An 18,745-nucleotide genomic window follows, 5' to 3' on the forward strand; every position below is an offset into this window, starting at 1 on the left:
GTGGGAGCGGGCTTGCCCGCGAAGCTTTTGGCGTCCTCGAGGTCCTCTTCGCCGGCAAGCCCGCTCCCACAGGTAGGGCGCAAGCGGCGCGAAGGGAGTGTTCACCATGAGTGCGTTGCCGTATGCCTGGGCCAAGGCGCAGCGGGTGGTGTTGTGCGACGGTGTGCTGAGTGCCTGTCCCTCGACGCCGGGCTGGGCCATCAGCGAGGTACGCCGCCAGTTCGGTCCGGCGCGCCTGGAGCGTGTGCGCGACGAAGAACTCGACGGTCTGCTCGCCAGTGCCTACGCCGATACCGGCAGCGCGGCGGCGGTGGTCGGCGCGGCGGAAAACGAGGTGGACCTCGACCGGCTGATGCAGGACATCCCGGAAATCACCGACCTGCTGGACACCCAGGACGGCGCGCCGGTGATCCGCATGATCAACGCCTTGCTGACCCAGGCGGCACGGGACGAGGCCAGCGACATCCACATCGAGCCGTTCGAGACCCATTCGGTGGTGCGCTACCGGGTCGACGGCACGCTGCGCGACGTGGTGTCGCCACGCAAGGCGCTGCATGGCGCGCTGGTTTCGCGGATCAAGATCATGGCGCAGTTGGACATCGCCGAAAAACGCCTGCCCCAGGACGGCCGGATCGCCCTGCGGGTGGCCGGGCGTCCGATCGATATCCGCGTCTCCACCGTGCCCACCGGGCATGGCGAGCGGGTGGTGATGCGGCTGCTGGACAAGCAGGCCGGGCGCCTGCAACTGGAAACCCTGGGCATGGACCCCGACGTGCTGGCCCGGCTCGATCACCTGATCCGCCAGCCCCACGGCATCGTCCTGGTCACCGGTCCCACGGGCAGCGGCAAGACCACCAGCCTCTACGCCGCGCTGGCCCGGCTCGACGCCAGTACCAGCAATATCCTCACCATCGAGGATCCGGTGGAGTACGACCTGCCGGGTATCAGCCAGATCCAGGTCAACGCCAAGATCGACATGACCTTTGCCCTGGCCCTGCGGGCGATCCTGCGCCAGGACCCGGACATCATCATGATCGGCGAGATCCGCGACCTGGAAACCGCGCAGATCGCCGTGCAGGCCTCGCTCACCGGTCACCTGGTGCTGGCGACGCTGCACACCAATGACGCGGTGTCGGCGGTCAACCGCCTGATCGACATGGGCGTGGAGCCGTTCCTGCTGGCGTCGTCGATGCTCGGGGTACTGGCCCAGCGGCTGGTGCGACGGCTGTGCCAGCACTGTCGTGAGGAGGACCCAGCCACGCCGGGCACCTGGCGTCCGGTGGGCTGCAGCGCCTGCAATCACACCGGCTACAGCGGCCGTACCGGCATCCACGAACTGTTCTGCATCGACGATGACGTCCGCACCCTGATCCACCAGGGAGCCGGGGAACAGGCCCTGCGCCTGGCCGCCCGCGCGGCCGGCATGCTGAGCATGCGCGAGGACGGTGAGCGCTGGGTGCGCAGCGGTGCCACGGCGCCGGAAGAAATCCTTCGCGTGACACGGGACGCCTGATGAATCGCTATCGCTTCGAAGCCGCCGACGCTCTCGGCAAGATCGAATCCGGCCATCTGGAGGCGGACAGCCAGAGTGCGGCGATGGGCGTGCTGCGCAGTCGCGGCCTGACCGCCTTGTCGGTCAAGGCCGACGGGGGCGAGAGTGGCGGGGCGGGCGGCGGTCTGTTCGGCGCCAAGCTGTCGGACAACGACCTGGCCTGGGCCACCCGCCAGCTGGCGAGCCTGCTGGGTGCCAGCCTGCCACTGGAGGCGGCGCTGAGCGCCACGGTGGAACAGGCCGAACGCAAGCATATCGCCCAGACCCTGAGCGCGGTGCGTGCCGATGTCCGGGGCGGCATGCGCCTGGCCGAAGCCCTGGCCAAGCGTCCCAGGGACTTTCCGGAGATCTACCGGGCGCTGATTGCCGCGGGCGAGGAGTCCGGCGACCTGGCCCAGGTCATGGAGCGACTGGCCGACTACATCGAGGAGCGCAACAACCTGCGGGGCAAGATCCTCACCGCCTTTATCTATCCGGGCGTGGTCGGGCTGGTGTCGGTGGCCATCGTGATCTTCCTGCTCAGCTATGTGGTGCCGCAGGTGGTCAGCGCGTTTTCCCAGGCGCGCCAGGATCTGCCGGGACTGACCCTGGTGATGCTCAACGCCAGTGACTTCATCCGCGCCTGGGGCTGGCTCTGTTTCAGCGTCATGGCCGGTGGTTTCTGGGGTTGGCGCCTGTACCTGCGCAAACCCGCGGCACGCCTGGGCTGGCACAGCCGGATCCTGCGCCTGCCGCTGATCGGGCGTTTTGTGCTGGGACTCAATACCGCCCGGTTCGCCTCGACCCTGGCGATTCTCGGCGGTGCCGGGGTGCCGTTGCTGCGGGCATTGGAAGCGGCGCGGCAGACGGTGTCGAACGATCGCCTGAGCCTGAGTGTGACCGAGGCCACGGCGCGGGTCAGGGAAGGGGTGAACCTGGCAGCGGCGCTGAAGGTCGAGAAGGTCTTTCCGCCGGTATTGATCCACCTGATTGCCAGTGGCGAGAAAACCGGTTCTTTGCCGCCGATGCTGGAGCGCGCGGCACAGACCCTGTCGCGGGATATCGAGCGGCGGGCCATGGGCATGACCGCGCTGCTCGAACCGCTGATGATCGTTGTGATGGGCGGGGTGGTGCTGGTGATCGTGATGGCGGTATTGCTGCCGATCATCGAGATCAACCAGCTGGTGCAATAGCCGAGACAGGAGTGTTGCCTGTGCCGGCCTCTTCGCTGGCAAGCCAGCTCCCACAAGTGTCCGAGTCGAACACAAATGAGGTGCACGACCCGATTCCCTGTGGGAGCTGGCAAGCCAGATCCCACAAGTGTCCGAGTCGGACACAAATGATGCGCACTACCCGATTCCCTGTGAGAGCTGGCAAGCCAGCTCCCACAAGTGTCCGAGTCGAATACAAATGATGCGCACGACTCGATTCCCTGTGGGAGCTGGCTTGCCAGCGAAGGGGCCCTCGAGATCACCCCTGATCAAGGCTCCTTGCGCTTGACCAGCTTCATCACCACCACAAAGAACACCGGCACGAACACCACGGCCAGGGTCGCGCTGATCATCCCGCCGATCACCCCGGTACCGATGGCCTGCTGGCTCGCCGAGCTGGCCCCGGTGGCGATCGCCAGGGGCACCACGCCGAGAATGAACGCCAGCGAGGTCATGATGATCGGCCGCAAGCGCAGCCGCGCGGCCTGTACCGTCGCGTCCAGCAGGTCATGGCCTTCGTCGTACAGGCTCTTGGCGAACTCGATGATCAGGATCGCATTCTTCGCCGACAGGCCGATGATGGTGATCAAGCCGACCTTGAAGAACACATCGTTGGGCATTCCGCGCAAGGTCACCGCCAGCACCGCGCCGAGCACGCCCAGCGGCACCACCAGCAGCACCGAGGTCGGAATCGACCAGCTCTCATACAGCGCCGCCAGGCAGAGGAACACCACCAGCAGCGACAGGCCGAGCAGGATCGGTGCCTGGGAGCCGGACAAGCGCTCCTGCAACGACAGCCCGGTCCATTCCAGGCCCAGGCCCGCCGGCAGTTGCGTCACCAGGCGCTGCATTTCCTCCATGGCCTGGCCGGTGCTGTAGCCGGGCGCCGACTCGCCGGAAATGGCAATCGCCGGGTAGCCGTTGTAGCGGGTCAACTGCGCCGGGCCCTGGGTCCAGCGGGCTTCGACAAAGGCCGACAGCGGGACCATCTTGCCGTTGCTGTTGCGCACATGGATCTTCAGCAGGTCCGCGACCTGGGCGCGCTGGTCGCCCTCGGCCTGGATCACCACCCGTTGCATGCGCCCCTGGTTGGGGAAGTCGTTGATATACGACGAACCCACCGCGGTGGAGAGGATATTGCCGATATCGGCAAACGACACGCCCAGGGCGTTGGCCTGCTTGCGGTCGACTTCCAACTGCACCTGCGGCGCCTCGGCCAGGGCGCTTTCGCGGACATTGGCCAGTACCTTGCTCTTTGCCGCCGCCGCCAACAGCTCGGTACGGGCCTGCATCAAGGCTTCGTGGCCGACGCCGCCACGGTCCTGCAGGCGGAACTCGAATCCGCTGGAGGTGCCCAGGCCATCCACCGGTGGCGGCAGGATGGCGTAGGCCACCGCATCCTTGAGGTCGCCGAAGGCGATATTCGCCCGTTCGGCGATGGCCGCCGCCGAGTCCTGGGCACTGCGCTGCGACCAGTCCTTGAGCGTGGTGAAGGCCAGCGCGGCGTTCTGGCCGCTGCCGGAGAAGCTGAAACCGAGGATCATCGTGGTATCGCCGACACCGGGCTCCGTGGCGTTATTGGCCTCGATCTGTTCCACCACCTTGACCGTGCGGTTCTTGCTCGCCCCCGGCGGCAGCTGGATATCGGTGATGGTGTAGCCCTGGTCTTCCACCGGCAGGAACGAGGCCGGCAGGCGGCTGAACAGCAGGCCGAGGACCACCACCAGCACGCCGTAGAGCAGCAGATAGCGGCCGCTGCGTTTCAGGGCCTGGACCACCCAGCGTTCGTAGCCGGCGCTCATCTGTTCGAAGCGGCGGTTGAACCAGCCGAAGAAGCCGCCCTTGGCATGGTGTTCGCCCTTGGCGATCGGCTTGAGCAGGGTGGCGCACAGGGCGGGCGTCAGGGTCAGGGCGAGGAACGCCGAGAACAGGATCGAGGTCGCCATGGACAACGAGAACTGCTGGTAGATCACGCCCACCGAGCCCTGCATGAACGCCATGGGAATGAACACCGCCACCAGCACCAGGGTGATGCCGATGATCGCGCCGCTGATCTGGCCCATGGCCTTGCGCGTCGCCTCCTTCGGCGACAGGCCTTCATTGACCATGATCCGCTCGACGTTCTCCACCACCACGATGGCGTCGTCCACCAGGATACCGATGGCCAGCACCATGCCGAACATGGTCAGCACGTTGATCGAGAACCCCAGGGCCAGCATGGTGGCAAAGGTGCCCATCAGCGCCACCGGCACCACCAGCGTCGGAATCAGCGTGTAGCGGATGTTCTGCAGGAACAGGAACATCACCGCGAACACCAGCAGCATCGCTTCGCCGAGGGTGTAGACCACCTTGGTGATCGAGACCTTGACGAACGGCGAGGTGTCGTAGGGGATCTTGTATTCCACGTTCGCCGGGAAGTAGCGCGACAGCTCATCCATCTTCGCCCGTACCAGCGTCGCGGTCTTCAGGGCATTGGCGCCGGGGGCTAGTTGCACGCTGAAGGCGGTCGACGGCTTGCCGTTCAGGCGCGTCGAGTACTGGTATTCCTGGCTGCCGACCTCGACCCGGGCGACATCGCCGATACGTACGCTGGAGCCGTCCGGATTGGCCCGCAGGACAATGTCGGCGAATTCCTGGGGCGTCGACAACTGGCCCTTGACCAGCACCGCCGCGGTGATTTCCTGGGTCGACGGTCCCGGCAGGTCGCCGATGCTGCCGGCCGAGACCTGGGCGTTCTGCGCGGCCACGGCGGCGCTGACATCGGCGGCGGTGAGGTTGAAACCCACCAGCTTCTGCGGATCGATCCAGATCCGCAGGGCGCGTTCGGCACCGTACAGCTGGGCCTTGCCGACACCGTCGAGGCGCTTGATCTCGTTCATCACGTTGCGCGCCAGGTAGTCGCTGAGCGCGGTGTCGTCGTACTGGCCGTCATTGGAGGTGAGGGTCGCCAGCAGCAGGAAGCCGGCGGAGACCTTCTCCACCTGCAGGCCTTGCTGGGTGACGGCGGCGGGCAGGCGTGGTTCTACCGCCTTGAGGCGGTTCTGCACGTCGACCTGGGCCATCTCCGGGTTGGTCCCGGGCTGGAAGGTCGCGGTGATGGTGGCACTGCCCAGGCTGCTCTGGGATTCGAAGTACAGCAGGTGGTCGGCACCGTTGAGTTCCTGCTCGATCAGGCTGACCACGCTTTCGTCGAGGGTCTGTGCCGAGGCGCCGGGATACACCGCGTAGATTTCCACCTTGGGCGGGGCGACGTTGGGGTACTGCGCCACCGGCAATTGCGGGATGGCGAGGACACCGGCGAGGAGAATAAACAGCGCGACCACCCAGGCGAAGATCGGGCGGTCGATAAAGAAGTGCGGCATGCTCACTGTCCTTTGGACTGGGCGAGGGAAACAGGGCTGTCATCGACCTGCACCAGCTCGCCGGGACGGGCGTGCTGCAGGCCTTCGACGACGATGCGGTCGCCGGGCTTGAGGCCGTCGTTGACGATCCAGCGGTCGTTCTGCACCGCGCCGAGGCTGACCGGGTGCTGGCTCACGCGCTGTTCGGCGTCCACCAGCAGCACCTGGGGAATCCCCGCGCTGTCGCGCAGGATCGCCCGTTGCGGCACGCTGATGCCTTCGCGGTTGAAGGCCTGCTCGACCTTGACCCGCACGAAGCTGCCCGGCAGCAGGTCGAGGTCCGGGTTGGGGAACTCGCTGCGCAGGATGATCTGCCCGGTGCTCGGGTCGACGCTGATATCGGTGAACAGCAGCTTGCCCGGCAGCGGGTAGGCGCTGCCGTCGTCCTGGATCAGCGTGGCCTTGGCCTGGTTCTGCCCGACCTGTTGCAACTGGCCGGCGCGGAAGGCCCGGCGCAGGTCGTTCAACTCGCGGGTGGACTGGGTCAGGTCGGCGTGGATCGGGTTCAGTTGCTGAATCAGGGCCAGGGCGGTGGTTTCGTTCTGGCCGACCAGCGCACCCTCGGTGACCAGGGCCCGGCCGATGCGCCCGGAGATTGGCGCGGTGACGGTGGCGTAGCCCAGGTTGAGCTTCGCCCGCTGCACCGCGGCCTGGTTGGCGGCGACATCGGCGGCGCTCTGGCGCGCGGCGGCCTGGGCGTTGTCGTAGTCCTGGCGGCTGATGGCGTTGCTGTCCACCAGTTCGCGGTAGCGCTGGTGCTGCAGTTTCGCCTGGAACGCATTGGCCTCGGCTTTCTGCAGGCTGGCGACGGCGCTGTCGAGGTCGGCCTTGAACGGTGCCGGATCGATCAGGAACAGCACATCGCCCTGCTTGACGTCGCTGCCTTCGTGGAACAGGCGCTTGAGCACCACGCCGGCGACCCGTGCGCGGACTTCGGCGATCCGTGGCGCGGCAATGCGCCCGCTCAGTTCGCTGCTGATCGACAGGGCTTGGGTCCGGATGGTCTCGATCCGGACCTTGGGCGCGGGCGGGGCCTCGGGCGGACCCGCGGACTTGTCACAGGCGCTCAACGCCAGGGCCAGGGCCGACAGGCAGAGCGGGGCAAACAGCTTCTTCAACATAATCGAGTCCCAGTAATGACCCGGGCATGCTAAGGGCGGCTGTCAAGCGGTGCTGTGAAGCTATGTAGGTCGTTGGTGAAAAAGTGTGAAGCTTGTGCTCGCGCACGCGAAAGGGCGTATATCCTTCACGGTTTTCCACCTACCTGTAGTTATTTATGCCGACGATTCTCCTGGTCGAAGACGACACCGCACTTTCCGAACTGATCGCCAGCTACCTGGAGCGCAACGGCTATCAGGTCAATGTGCTGGCCCGTGGCGACCAGGTGCGCGAGCGGGCCCGGCAGAATCCGCCGGACCTGGTGATCCTCGACCTGATGCTGCCGGGCCTCGACGGTTTGCAGGTGTGCCGCCTGTTGCGGGCCGATTCGGCGACGCTGCCGATCCTCATGCTCACCGCCCGTGACGACAGCCACGACCAGGTGCTGGGCCTGGAAATGGGCGCCGACGACTACGTGACCAAGCCCTGCGAGCCGCGGGTGCTGCTGGCCCGGGTGCGGACCCTGTTGCGCCGCAGCAGCCTCAGCGAGCCGCAGGTGGCCAGCGACCAGATCCTGATGGGCAACCTGTGCATCGACCTGTCCGAGCGCACCGTGACCTGGCGCGAGCAGCCGGTGGAACTGTCCAGCGGCGAATACAACCTGCTGGTGGTGCTGGCCCGGCATGCCGGCGAGGTGCTCAGCCGCGACCAGATCCTGCAGCGCCTGCGCGGCATCGAGTTCAACGGCACCGACCGCTCGGTGGACGTGGCGATCTCCAAGCTGCGGCGCAAGTTCGACGACCATGCCGGCGAGGCGCGCAAGATCAAGACCGTGTGGGGCAAGGGCTACCTGTTCAGCCGTTCCGAGTGGGAATGCTGAGTCGATGCTGAAGATTCTGATCCGCCTCTACCTGGTGACCATCGTGACCTTCAGCGCGGCGATCTACCTGGTGCCCGACCTGGTGATCGGGCTCTTTCGCGAGCGCTTCATGAGCTACAACATCGACCAGTCCCGGGGCATGCAGGGGCTGTTGGTCAAGCAGTTCCACGAGGTGCCCAACGGCCAGTGGCCGGCCCTGGCGATCGAGCTGGACAAGCGTTTCGCGCCGCTGCGGGTGGCGCTGATCCGTATCGACGACATCAGCTTCAGCGAGCCCGAGCAGAAGCGCCTGCGCCGCGGCGAGAACGTGATCCGCCTGGGCGACTGGGGAGCGCCGAACCTGGTGGCCTCGCCGCTGGACGGGCAACTGGCGGTGGAACTGGTGGTGCCGCCCGATCCGCTGGACGTGAACCTGTTGTACTGGAGCATGAACGTGCTGATCGGCGCGGCGTTGCTGGCCTGCCTGCTGTTCTGGCTGCGCCCGCACTGGCGCGACCTGGAACGCCTCAAGCAGACCGCCCGGCGCATCGGCCAGGGCCAGTTGAGCGAACGCACGCATATTTCGCCGCGCTCCAATATCGGCGAGCTGGCGTCGGTCTTCGACACCATGGCCGGCGATATCGAATGCCTGCTCAACCAGCAGCGCGACCTGCTCAATGCCGTCTCCCATGAACTGCGCACGCCCCTGACCCGGCTGGATTTCGGCCTGGCCCTGGCGCTGTCGGATGACTTGCCGCAGCCTTCGCGCGAGCGCCTGCAAGGGCTGGTGGGACATATCCGCGAACTGGACGAGCTGGTGCTGGAACTGCTGTCCTACAGTCGGCTGCAGAACCCGGGGCGGGCGCCGGAGCGGGTGATGGTGTCGCTCGACGAGTTTGTCGACAGCATCCTCGGCAGTTTCGACGAAGAACTGGAGGCTCCGGACATCGTTATCGATGTGCTGATGCACGGCTCCCTGGAACGCTTTTCCCTCGATCCGCGACTGACCGCGCGGGCCGTGCAGAACCTGTTGCGCAATGCCACCCGGTATTGCGAGCGGCGGATCCAGATCGGTATCCGCGCCAATGCCGAAGGCTGCGAACTGTGGGTCGACGACGATGGCATCGGCATTCCCGAGCAGGAGCGCGAGCGGGTCTTCGAGCCGTTCTACCGCCTGGATCGCAGCCGTGACCGTTCCACCGGCGGCTTTGGCCTGGGGTTGGCCATCAGCCGCCGGGCGGCCGAGGCCCAGGGCGGGACCCTGACCGCCGAACCCTCGCCGCTGGGCGGCGCGCGTTTCCGCCTCTGGTTGCCGGCGGTCTGAAGTCGTTGGCAACCTCAAGCCCGCCTTCGGGGGCAAGCCCCCTCCCACAAGGTTGAGTGGCTACATGGAAGGGAGGCAGTCTCCTGCCACAAGGTTGAGTGGCTATGTGGAAGGGAGACAGTCTCCTGCCACAAGGTTGAGTGGCTATGTGGAAGGGAGGCAGTCTCCTGCCACAAGGTTGAGTGGCTATGTGGAAGGGAGGCAGTCTCCTGCCACAAGGTTGAGTAGCCATGTGGAAGAAGCCCCCTCCCAAAAGGTTGATCGGATACTGTGGGAGGGGGCTTGCCCCCGAAGAGGCCCTGGAGGGCGGCATCCATCTTCCTAGAGCCCCTGGCTGGCGCGGATCAGGTCATAGGCCCGGCGCACCAGCGGATTGACCGTGTTGGGCCGGATCCACAGGTGATAGGTGACGTCCGGCAGCCGTGGCAGGCCGTCATTCTCCCCCAGTACGCGCATATCCGGGCCCAGCAGCTCCATGCTGCGGGGCGTCACTCCGAGTCCGGCGCGAATCGCCGCCTTGATGCCGATCAGGTTTGACGCCAGGTACGCCTGGCGCCAGGCGATGCCCTCCCGCTCCAGCGCCTCCATGGCATAACGCCGATAGATGCTCGGTTCCTCCACCAGGATCAACGGCAGCGGCTCGCTGGGCACATGGATGTACTGCGCCGAACAGATCCACCACACCGGCGAGGTGCGCAGGGCAAAGCCTTGCAGGCGCGAGTCCTCGCGGGTGGAGATGACCATGTCGATCTTGCCCCGGTGCAGGTCGTCCATCAGGTAGGGGCTGCGTCCCACATCGATTTCCAGGCGCAGCCGTGGCGCCGAGCGGGCGATGTGGCTGAGGATCGGCGGCAGGATGGTATCGGCGATATCGTGGGGCGAGCCGATGCGCAGCACGCCGCTCAGGTGGCTTTCGTGCAGCGAGTTCAGGGCTTCGTCGTTCAGCGAAAGCATCTGCCGGGCATGGCGCAGCAGTTGCCGGCCGGGCTCGGTGAGCTGTTTCTGCCGGCCCTGTTTCTGGAACAGGCTGACCCCGACCTGATGTTCCAGGCGTTGCATCTGCTGGGTCACCGACGATTGGGTACGGGCCAGGTGCTGGCCGGCTTCGGCAAAACTGTGATGGTCAACCACCGCGACGAAGGTGCGCAGCAGTTCCAGGTCCAGGGTCGGGGAGGGCATGGCGGCTCGAATTCATATCAAGGGCGATCCTCAATAGATTACGGATTCTTATGTATTTGGCGAGAGGAAATTACAGGTGGCTTGAAAAGTCCCAGTAAACAGGGGTTATGCCGTTTTTCTCAAAAGCTAATAACCAGAAAGTTATAACAATATTAGATATTTGCATTTCCGTTCCGGTGGAGCGCTCCCTAGCATGCGGGCAAAGAGGTCGGGAGACGCCGATCGCCACCGAGGGGATATTCATGCAGTTCACGCGCACATCGATCCAACGTTTCCTACCCGCCGTGCTCGGAACGGTGCTCGCCTTGGGCGCGGCCGGTGCCGCTCAGGCGGATGCCACCCTCGACAAGATCCAGCAGCGGCACAAGCTGGTGGTCGGCGTGCTGCTGTCCGGCGGACCGTTCGGTTCCATCGACCCTGCAACCCAGGACCCCAAGGGCCTCAACGTCGACCTGGCCAATGCCCTGGGCAAGGACCTCGATGTGGCGGTGGAGCTGGTCGCGGTATTGCCGGCCAACCGGGTGCAATTCCTGCAACAGGGCAAGGTCGACCTGCTGATCGCCAATATGGAGTGGACCGCCGAGCGCGACACCCTGCTGGGGCATGTGCCGACGCCGTTCTACAAGGTCGGTGGCACCGCGGCAGTGCCGAAGGACAGCAAGATCACCCGCTGGGAAGACCTCAAGGGCCAGCCGGTGTGCACCTCCCAGGGCAGCAGCTACGTCAAGCCTTTGAGCGAACTGGGCGCCGACCTCAAGGCCTTCAAGAGTTCGTCGGAATCCCTGCTGGCGCTGCGTGGCAACAACTGCGTGGCGGCGGTCCATGACGCGACGCTGATCAATCCGTTGCTCGCCGGCAACCCGGAGTGGAAGGACTACCGTGCCCTGACGCCGGAACTCAACCCGGCGCCGTCGGTGATCTGGACCCGTCTCGGCGAAACCGACACCCAGAAGCGCCTCGATAGCGTGGTCCAGGGATGGCATCGCAGTGGCTGGCTGATCGAGGCCGAGAGCCGCAATCACATCACCCCTGCATCGCCTGCGCTGGTTGAATTGCATAACCAGTTCAAGGGCTGACCCTTACCTCACTTCGATCGTTCCCACGCGCAGCAACGGCGCGCAGCCCCTGAGGCCCGGCGTCACAACAAGGACGCAGAGCGTCCAGTGAGGCATTCCCACGCAGAGCGTGGGAACGATCATCAAGGAATATTCCACATGTTCAGATACCTCCCCGTCGCCCTGGCCCTCCTGACCGGCCTGGCCCACGCCGATGCCACCCTGGACAAGATCCAGCAGCGCCACAAGATCAGTGTCGGCGTGATCCTCAGTGGTCCGCCGTTCGGCACCATCGACCCGGCCACCGGTGCCCACCAGGGCTATAACGTCGAACTCGCCAAGGGCCTCGCCGAACGCCTCGGCGTCGAGCTGGAAACCGTCTCGGTGCTGGCGCCCAACCGCGTGCAGTTCCTGCAGCAGGGCAAGGTCGATGTGCTGATCGCCAATATGCAGTTGACCGAAGAACGCGCCGAGATCCTCGACTACGTGCCGACCCCCTACGAGGAAGTCGGCGGCGCCGCGCTGATCCGCAAGGGCGCCGGTATCAGCCGTTGGGAAGACCTCAAGGGCAAGCCGGTCTGCGTTTCCCAGGGCAGCAACTTCATCAAGCCGCTGCAGGAAACCTATGGCGCGCAGATCAAGGCCTTCCGCAGCCAGTCCGAATCGCTGCTGTCGCTGCGCGGCAACGGCTGCGTGGCGGCTGTGCACGTCAGCCCGACCATGCACAGCCTGCTCGACGAAGCGGAGTGGAGCGGCTATGAGATCCCCTTGCCCGACGACCTGATCCCGTCGCCGTCGGTGATCTGGGTGCGCAAGGGCGAGAAGGACACCCAGGCCCGTCTCGACGCCATCGTGCGTGACTGGCACCGCAGCGGCTGGCTGATCGAGCTGGGCAAGCGTACCGGCATGCCGCCGTCCCAGGCCCTGCTCAAGCTGCATGAGCAATACCGTGGCGCAGCACCCCTGGCGGCCGCGCAATGAGTGCTTTGTTCACGCAGTTGCAGCAATTGCTGGGCGCCGCCCATGTCCATGAGGGTGCCGACGCGGCCGCTTGGCTGAGCGACAAGCACCGGGTCTACCACGGCAAGGTGGTCGCCGTGGTGCATCCGGCCAGCACCGAGGAAGTCGCCGCGCTGGTCCGCGTCTGTGCCCACCATGGCGCGCCGCTGGTGGTGCAGGGCGGCAATACCGGCCTGATGGGCGCGGCCACCCCGGATGACAGCGGTCGCAGCGTGCTGGTACGGCTGGACCGGATGAACCGCATCCGCCAGATCGACACCGACAATGACACCTTCACCGTCGAGGCCGGCTGCATCCTGCAGAACCTGCAGGACGCCGCGCGCCAGGCCGGACGCCTGTTTCCCCTGAGCCTGGGGGCCGAGGGCAGTTGCACCATCGGCGGCAACCTCGGCACCAATGCCGGCGGCACCGGCGTGTTGCGTTATGGCAATACCCGCGAGCTGACCCTCGGCCTGGAAGTAGTCACCGCCGACGGTGAAATCTGGAACGGCCTGCGCGGCTTGCGCAAGGACAATACCGGCTACGATCTGCGCGACCTGTTCGTCGGCAGCGAAGGCACCCTGGGCATCATCACCGCCGCGACCCTCAAGCTGTTTCCCCTGCCCAGGGCCCAGAGCACAGCGTTGCTGGCATTCGATTCGCTGGAGCAGGCGGTCGGTTTCCTGTCCCATGCCCGAGGCGGGTTCGGCGCCGACCTGACGGCTTTCGAACTGATGTCCGCGGCTTGCCTGGTATTGCTGCGCGAGCAGTTCCCGGACGGCCCGCAGCCGTTTGCCGGGGCCGCACAGCCCTGGTACGCCTTGCTTGAACTCTCCGACAACCACAGCGCCGAACATGCCCGCGAGTCGTTCGAACGGGTGCTGGGCGAAGCGTTCGAGGCCGGCCTGCTGGCCAATGCGCTGATCGCCGAAAGCCTCGCCCAGAGCGACGCGCTGTGGCAGCTGCGGGAGAACATGAGCGAAGCCCAGGCCCGCGAAGGGCGCAACATGAAGCACGATATTTCGCTGCCGATCTCGCGGATCGCCGAGTTTGTCAGCCGCACCGATGTCTTGCTGCAAGAACACTTCCCCGGCGTGCGCAACCTGACCTTCGGCCACCTGGGCGACGGCAACCTGCACTACAACGTCGCGGCGCCCATCGGCCAGTCGGTCGAGGCGCACATGGCCAACTACGGCGCCTTGAGCGCCCTGGTCCATCGCAATACCCACGCCTTCGGCGGTTCCATCAGCGCCGAGCACGGCATCGGCCAGCGCAAGCGCGCGTTGCTTGCCGAGGTCAAGAGCCCGGTGGAGCTGGACCTGATGCGCCGGATCAAACAGGCCCTCGATCCTCGCGGGCTGCTCAACCCAGGCAAGGTGCTGCCATGACCGTTCAACTTTCCCGACGGGTGCAGAAAGTCTCGCTGTCGGCCAATGCCGCCGCCAAGTCCCAGGCCACTGCACTGCGCGAGGCCGGACGGGACATTCTCGACCTGACCACCGGCGAGCCGGATTTCGACACCCCTGAACACATCAAGCAGGCGGCCTACGCGGCCATCGCCGGCGGCGCCACCAAATACACCGCCACCCCGGGCGTGCGGGCCCTGCGCGAAGCGGTGCAACGCAAGCTCAAGGGCGAAAACCGGCTGGACTATCCGTTGTCCGGCATCGTCATCGCCAATGGCGCGAAACAGATCATCTTCAATGCCTTCGCCGCGACCCTTGACGAAGGCGACGAGGTGCTGGTGCCGGTGCCGTACTGGCCGTCGTTTCCCGACAGTGTGCGGATCAACGGCGGCGAGCCGGTGTTCGTGCAGTCGGGCCTGGAGCAGGGCTGCAAGCTGCAACCGGCGCAACTGGAGGCGCTGATCGGCGAGCGCACCCGCTGGCTGATCCTCAACAGTCCGGGCAACCCCAGTGGCGCGGTGTACAGCGCGGCCGAGCTGCTGGCCCTGGCCGAGGTGCTGCGTCGCCATCCCAAGGTGCTGGTACTGCTGGACGAGCTCTACGAACATATCCGCTTCGACGGACAGTCGCCGCTCAACCTGCTGAATGTCGCGCCGGACCTGCAGGAGCGCTGCCTGCTGGTGGGCGGGGTATCCAAGACCTACGCCATGACCGGCTGGCGCATCGGCTTCGGTGCCGGTCCGCAGGTGCTGACCAGTGCCATGGCGGTCGTGCAGTCGCAGTCGGCGTCCGGAGCCTCGTCGGTCAGCCAGGCCGCGGCCCTGGCCGCCTATGAAGGTGGCCTGGCGTTTCTGCAACCGCAGGTGGCGGCCTATCGCGAGCGTCGCGACCTGCTGTTGGCGGCGCTGAAGGACGTTAACGGCCTGGAAGTGCTGACCCCCGAGGGCGGTTTCTTTGTCTTTGTCCGCTGTGCCGGGCTGATCGGTCGGCGGCGTCCGGACGGGCGCCTGATCGGCAGCGACAATGACCTGGTGGATTACCTGCTGGAAGAGGGCGTGGCCGGTGTCGCGGGTAGCGCCTATGGTTTGTCGCCATGGTTCCGACTGTCGATCGCCACCGCCACCGACAGTGTCCGCGAGGCCGGCCGGCGTATCGCCGCGGCCTGTGCCAGGCTGGTCGAGGACCACGGCTGATGGAAAGCTTTGTGCAATGGGCGGCGCACCTGGGCCTCAACTACCGGTTCCTGCTGGATGCCTATCAGCGTGGCAGCCTGATCGACGGCGCCTGGACCACCATCCTCCTGTGCCTGCTGACCATTGTCGGCAGCCTCCTGGCGGGACTGGCCCTGGCGGCGATGCTCACCAGCGGCAACAACTGGCTGGCGCGCCCGGCGCGGGTGTTTGTCGAAGTGACCCGCAACACGCCGACGCTGGTACAGCTGTACTGCGCGTTCCTGGTGCTGAACATGCTGCTGACCCAGGCCGTCGGCGCGGCCAACCCGCTGACGCCGTTCGCCTGGGTGGTGATCGTGATTTCCCTGCACAAGGGCGCGTTTCACGCCGAAGCGCTGCGGGCCGGGATCGAGGCGGTACCGGCGGTGACCCTGGAGGCCGCCAGTTCCCTGGCCTTCAGCAGCCGCCAGTTGCTGTGGAACGTGCAACTGCCGCTGGCCTTGCGCTTTGCCTTGCCGTCCCTGGTCAACAACCTGATCGACCTGGTGAAGATGACTGCCGTGGCCTCGGCCATCGCCGTCGGTGATATCACCTACGCCTCGATCATGATCTGGACCCAGAGCGACAACGTGCTGGAGCTGATGATCCTGATCCTGAGCTTCTTCGGCCTGCTGAGTTTTATCGTCAACTGTGTCGGCCGCTATCTCGAAGCGCGCCTGAGGATGCCCGGCTATGGCCATTGAATTGCCGGTTATCGAATCGCTGCTGCGCTGGTCCCCGGCGTTGGCGGTGGGCTTTGGCCAGAATATCCTGATCAGCCTGCTGGCGATCGCCATCGGCTCGGTCCTGGGCCTGCTGATCGGCGCCCTGGGGCTGTCGCCACTGCGCCTGTTGCGCTTGCCGGCGCGGCTGTGGGTGCAGGTGTTCCGCAACGCGCCGTGGCTGGTACTGATCTACTTCACCACTTATGTATTCCCGTTCGAAATCCATGTCGGCAGCCACTACCTGCCGTTTCCCGACTGGCTGAAAGTCACCATCGGCCTGGCCTTGCCGGCCAGTGCCAACGTCGCCGAGATCTTTCGCGGGGCGATCGGCTCGATTCCCGCCACCCAGTGGGAAGCCGCGCGTTCCCTGGCCTTCAGTCGCGGCCAGCTGTTTCGCTCGATCATCCTGCCGCAGTGCTTCAAGCGCATGCTGCCACCGTGGATGAACCTCTATGCGGTGATCACCATGGGCACCGCCCTGGCGTCGCTGGTGGGCGTGCATGACCTGATCGACACCGCGCAGATCGCCAGCAACACCGTCAACCGCACCGGATTCACCGTCCTGATCTACTTCAGCGTACTGGCGTTGTTCTTCGCCTATTGCTACCCGATTTCCCGTCTGACCCAACGCCTGGAGCGACGTTATGCCTTCTACTGAAACGCTCGTCAGCCTGCGCGACCTGCACCTGTCGTTCGGTGCCAACCCGGTGCTCAAGGGCATCGACCTGGATGTCCAGCGCGGCCAGGCGGTATCGATCATCGGCCCGTCCGGCTCGGGCAAGTCGACCATCCTGCGGTGCATCACCGGGTTGCTCAAGCCCCAGCGCGGCAGCATCCGTGTCGGCAGCACCGAGGTGCACCAGTTGCAGCGCGAGGCCGAACTGATCGAGCTGCGCAAGCGGGTCGGCTTCGTGTTCCAGCAATACAACCTGTTCCCGCACCTGTCGGTCCTGGAAAACCTGCTGATCGCTCCGTGCAAGGTGCTCGGGCGCAGCCGCGCGGACGCCGAGCAGCAAGCCCGGCAGCTGCTGGCCAAGGTGCGCATGGAGCACAAGGCCGAGGCCTTTCCCGGCCAGCTGTCCGGCGGCCAGCAGCAACGGGTGGCGATTGCCCGGGCGCTGGCGATGCGTCCGGAACTGATCCTGTTCGACGAAGTGACCTCGGCCCTCGATCCGGAAACCGTCGGCGAAGTGCTGACAGTGATTCGCGAACTGACCGAGGAGGGCATGACCTGCGTACTGGTGACCCACGAAATGCGTTTCGCCGAGGACATCAGCGACGTGGTGTATTTCACCGAGAACGGCCGGATCGTCGAGTCCGGCAGTGCCTACCAGATTTTCCAGGAGCCGCAGAGCGAACGCACCCGCGAGTTCCTCCGGCATGCCCTGGGCGACGCCAACCGCCGCCCGGTGCAGGCCGACCCGTTCCGGCTGAGCAATATCAGTCCCTTTAGCCTGTCCATCTGACCGTGATTCACCTGATAAGGAGCCTGCCCATGAGCACCACCGAACGCGCCAACGTGATCGAATCTTTCCTGGTGAAGATCCGCGCCATCCATCAGCGCGGCGTCGATCGCGCGGCCCTGGAGCACATCGTCGCCTTGCTGGAAGAGCTGGCCGAGCGCCGCGACCTGTTCAACTTCGAGCATTTTCCGGCACCTGTGGCGGGCGAGGGCAACACCGCCTTCCGCTACCGCCTGAACGATGACGGCGAGACCCCGACCCTGTACCTCAACTCGTTGCTGCCGGGCAAGAACACCATCGCCCACAACCACGAGACCTGGGCGGTGATCAGCGCCATCGAAGGCCAGGAGCTGAACCGCGTGTACACCCGCAGCGACGATAGCTCCGACCCGAAGCGCGCGGTACTGGCGCTCGAACGTGAAGTGGTGGTGCAGCCCGGCACCTCGATCGCCTTCCTCGGCGAAGACCTGCACAGCATCCGCGTCGATGGCGAACAGGCCACCTTGCACTTCCACCTCTACGGTCGTCCGCTGGAGTCCCTCGAAGGCCGCTACGGCGTGCAGGACGATGGCACCGTCCTGAACTACAACAAGTCGCAGATGGCGCCTTCGATCAAGGCCTACGCATGATCGACTTCCACTACTGGCCGACGGCCAATGGCTTGAAGGTCGGCATCCTGCTTGAGGAACTGGGGCTGGAGTATCGCCTGCAGGCGGTGAATATCCGCACCGGGCAGCAGCGTGACGCGGCTTTCCAGCAGATCAGCGCCAATGGCCGGATCCCGGCGATTGTCGACCATGCCCCGAACACCGGCAGCGAACCGCTGAGCCTGTTCGAATCCGGGGCTATCCTGACTTACCTGGCGGACAAGAGCGGGCGCTTCGTGCCGGCGGCCGGCAGTGTCGAGCGCCAGCGGGTGCAGGAGTGGCTGTTCTGGCAGGTCGGGCATATCACGCCGTACCTGAGCCAGTGGCAACTGTTCCGGGAAAAGGCCCCCGAGCCGATTCCCTTTGCCCTCGACCTGTTGCAGGGCGAGGCCACCCGTTTGTATGAGGTGCTGGAGCGGCGTCTGTCCCAACGGACGTTCGTGGCCGGTGACTACAGCATCGCCGACATGGCGATCTTTCCGTGGATCCAGCCGCAACGCCAGGGTTTCGACTTGCTCGACTACCCGGCGATCAGTGCCTGGCGCGAGCGGATCAAGGCCCGTCCGGCCGTGCAGCGGGCCTATGCCCGCGGCCGCGAGCTGGCACCGGCTGAACGTTCACTGGTGCTGGAATGAC

Annotated in this window: 16 protein-coding genes; 13 read left to right on the forward strand and 3 right to left on the reverse strand. The window is 65.6% G+C overall.

All coding sequences use genetic code 11. From position 1 onward, the window contains the following. Positions 1 to 106 precede the first annotated feature (106 nt). The gene (gspE, locus tag ACL9RJ_RS00615) at positions 107 to 1,513 is read left to right on the forward strand and encodes a type II secretion system ATPase GspE (protein WP_422764724.1); all 1,407 of its coding nucleotides are present in this window, start codon (positions 107 to 109) and stop codon (positions 1,511 to 1,513) included. After that, positions 1,513 to 2,724, forward strand: a complete 1,212-nt coding sequence (gene gspF / locus ACL9RJ_RS00620; protein WP_177118031.1) for a type II secretion system inner membrane protein GspF — start codon at positions 1,513 to 1,515, stop codon at positions 2,722 to 2,724. The genes gspE and gspF overlap by 1 nt, the downstream gene beginning before the upstream one ends. Positions 2,725 to 3,011: 287 nt before the next feature. Here the strand turns inward: gspF and ACL9RJ_RS00625 are convergent, their stop codons facing one another. Together ACL9RJ_RS00625 and ACL9RJ_RS00630 are read right to left on the reverse strand one after the other, a co-directional pair. Further along, complete coding sequence (locus ACL9RJ_RS00625) at positions 3,012 to 6,104, reverse strand: multidrug efflux RND transporter permease subunit (RefSeq protein ID WP_422764725.1); 3,093 nt, start codon at positions 6,102 to 6,104, stop codon at positions 3,012 to 3,014. 2 nt (positions 6,105 to 6,106) lie between these two features. Next, complete coding sequence (locus tag ACL9RJ_RS00630; RefSeq protein ID WP_177083025.1) at positions 6,107 to 7,264, reverse strand: efflux RND transporter periplasmic adaptor subunit; 1,158 nt, start codon at positions 7,262 to 7,264, stop codon at positions 6,107 to 6,109. A 155-nt stretch (positions 7,265 to 7,419) separates the two neighbouring features. Between ACL9RJ_RS00630 and ACL9RJ_RS00635 the strand changes: the two genes are divergently transcribed. After that, positions 7,420 to 8,121: a response regulator transcription factor gene (locus tag ACL9RJ_RS00635; RefSeq protein ID WP_177063752.1), complete on the forward strand. Its 702-nt coding sequence runs from the start codon at positions 7,420 to 7,422 to the stop codon at positions 8,119 to 8,121. 4 nt (positions 8,122 to 8,125) lie between these two features. Beyond that, positions 8,126 to 9,424 carry an ATP-binding protein gene (locus ACL9RJ_RS00640; RefSeq protein WP_017125995.1) on the forward strand — a complete coding sequence of 433 codons (1,299 nt, stop codon included), beginning with the start codon at positions 8,126 to 8,128 and terminating at the stop codon, positions 9,422 to 9,424. A 321-nt stretch (positions 9,425 to 9,745) separates the two neighbouring features. Here ACL9RJ_RS00640 and ACL9RJ_RS00645 read toward each other — a convergent pair whose 3' ends face one another. Further along, complete coding sequence (locus tag ACL9RJ_RS00645) at positions 9,746 to 10,603, reverse strand: LysR substrate-binding domain-containing protein (RefSeq protein WP_017125994.1); 858 nt, start codon at positions 10,601 to 10,603, stop codon at positions 9,746 to 9,748. A gap of 242 nt (positions 10,604 to 10,845) precedes the next feature. Here ACL9RJ_RS00645 and ACL9RJ_RS00650 point away from each other — a divergent pair, with 242 nt between their 5' ends. The 9 genes from ACL9RJ_RS00650 to ACL9RJ_RS00690 all read left to right on the forward strand — a co-directional run bounded on the left by ACL9RJ_RS00650 (position 10,846) and on the right by ACL9RJ_RS00690 (position 18,744). After that, complete coding sequence (locus ACL9RJ_RS00650; protein WP_017125993.1) at positions 10,846 to 11,679, forward strand: transporter substrate-binding domain-containing protein; 834 nt, start codon at positions 10,846 to 10,848, stop codon at positions 11,677 to 11,679. Between the two features lie 138 nt (positions 11,680 to 11,817). Then, positions 11,818 to 12,639, forward strand: a complete 822-nt coding sequence (locus tag ACL9RJ_RS00655) for a transporter substrate-binding domain-containing protein (protein WP_017125991.1) — start codon at positions 11,818 to 11,820, stop codon at positions 12,637 to 12,639. Next, positions 12,636 to 14,045, forward strand: a complete 1,410-nt coding sequence (locus tag ACL9RJ_RS00660) for an FAD-binding oxidoreductase (protein ID WP_103032686.1) — start codon at positions 12,636 to 12,638, stop codon at positions 14,043 to 14,045. The genes ACL9RJ_RS00655 and ACL9RJ_RS00660 overlap by 4 nt, the downstream gene beginning before the upstream one ends. Beyond that, positions 14,042 to 15,256 carry an aminotransferase class I/II-fold pyridoxal phosphate-dependent enzyme gene (locus tag ACL9RJ_RS00665; RefSeq protein WP_017125988.1) on the forward strand — a complete coding sequence of 405 codons (1,215 nt, stop codon included), beginning with the start codon at positions 14,042 to 14,044 and terminating at the stop codon, positions 15,254 to 15,256. The genes ACL9RJ_RS00660 and ACL9RJ_RS00665 overlap by 4 nt, the downstream gene beginning before the upstream one ends. After that, positions 15,256 to 15,978 (forward strand): amino acid ABC transporter permease, encoded by a 723-nt coding sequence (locus tag ACL9RJ_RS00670; protein WP_422764726.1) that lies wholly within the window; start codon positions 15,256 to 15,258, stop codon positions 15,976 to 15,978. The genes ACL9RJ_RS00665 and ACL9RJ_RS00670 overlap by 1 nt, the downstream gene beginning before the upstream one ends. After that, a complete protein-coding gene (locus tag ACL9RJ_RS00675; protein ID WP_177083017.1) occupies positions 15,968 to 16,657 on the forward strand; it encodes an amino acid ABC transporter permease in 690 nt (229 codons plus the stop codon). The genes ACL9RJ_RS00670 and ACL9RJ_RS00675 overlap by 11 nt, the downstream gene beginning before the upstream one ends. Next, positions 16,644 to 17,465, forward strand: a complete 822-nt coding sequence (locus ACL9RJ_RS00680) for an amino acid ABC transporter ATP-binding protein (RefSeq protein ID WP_017125985.1) — start codon at positions 16,644 to 16,646, stop codon at positions 17,463 to 17,465. Before ACL9RJ_RS00675 ends, ACL9RJ_RS00680 begins: the two co-directional genes overlap by 14 nt. A 29-nt stretch (positions 17,466 to 17,494) precedes the next feature. Then, positions 17,495 to 18,091, forward strand: a complete 597-nt coding sequence (locus ACL9RJ_RS00685) for a cysteine dioxygenase (protein ID WP_017125984.1) — start codon at positions 17,495 to 17,497, stop codon at positions 18,089 to 18,091. Then, entirely contained in the window at positions 18,088 to 18,744 is a 657-nt protein-coding gene (locus tag ACL9RJ_RS00690) for a glutathione binding-like protein (protein WP_017125983.1), read from the forward strand. The genes ACL9RJ_RS00685 and ACL9RJ_RS00690 overlap by 4 nt, the downstream gene beginning before the upstream one ends. Position 18,745: the final 1 nt, after the last annotated feature.

Origin of the sequence: Pseudomonas sp. Mn2068 (assembly GCF_049319725.1) — a bacterium.
In the GTDB taxonomy this organism is placed as follows: Bacteria; Pseudomonadota; Gammaproteobacteria; order Pseudomonadales; family Pseudomonadaceae; genus Aquipseudomonas; species Aquipseudomonas gingeri.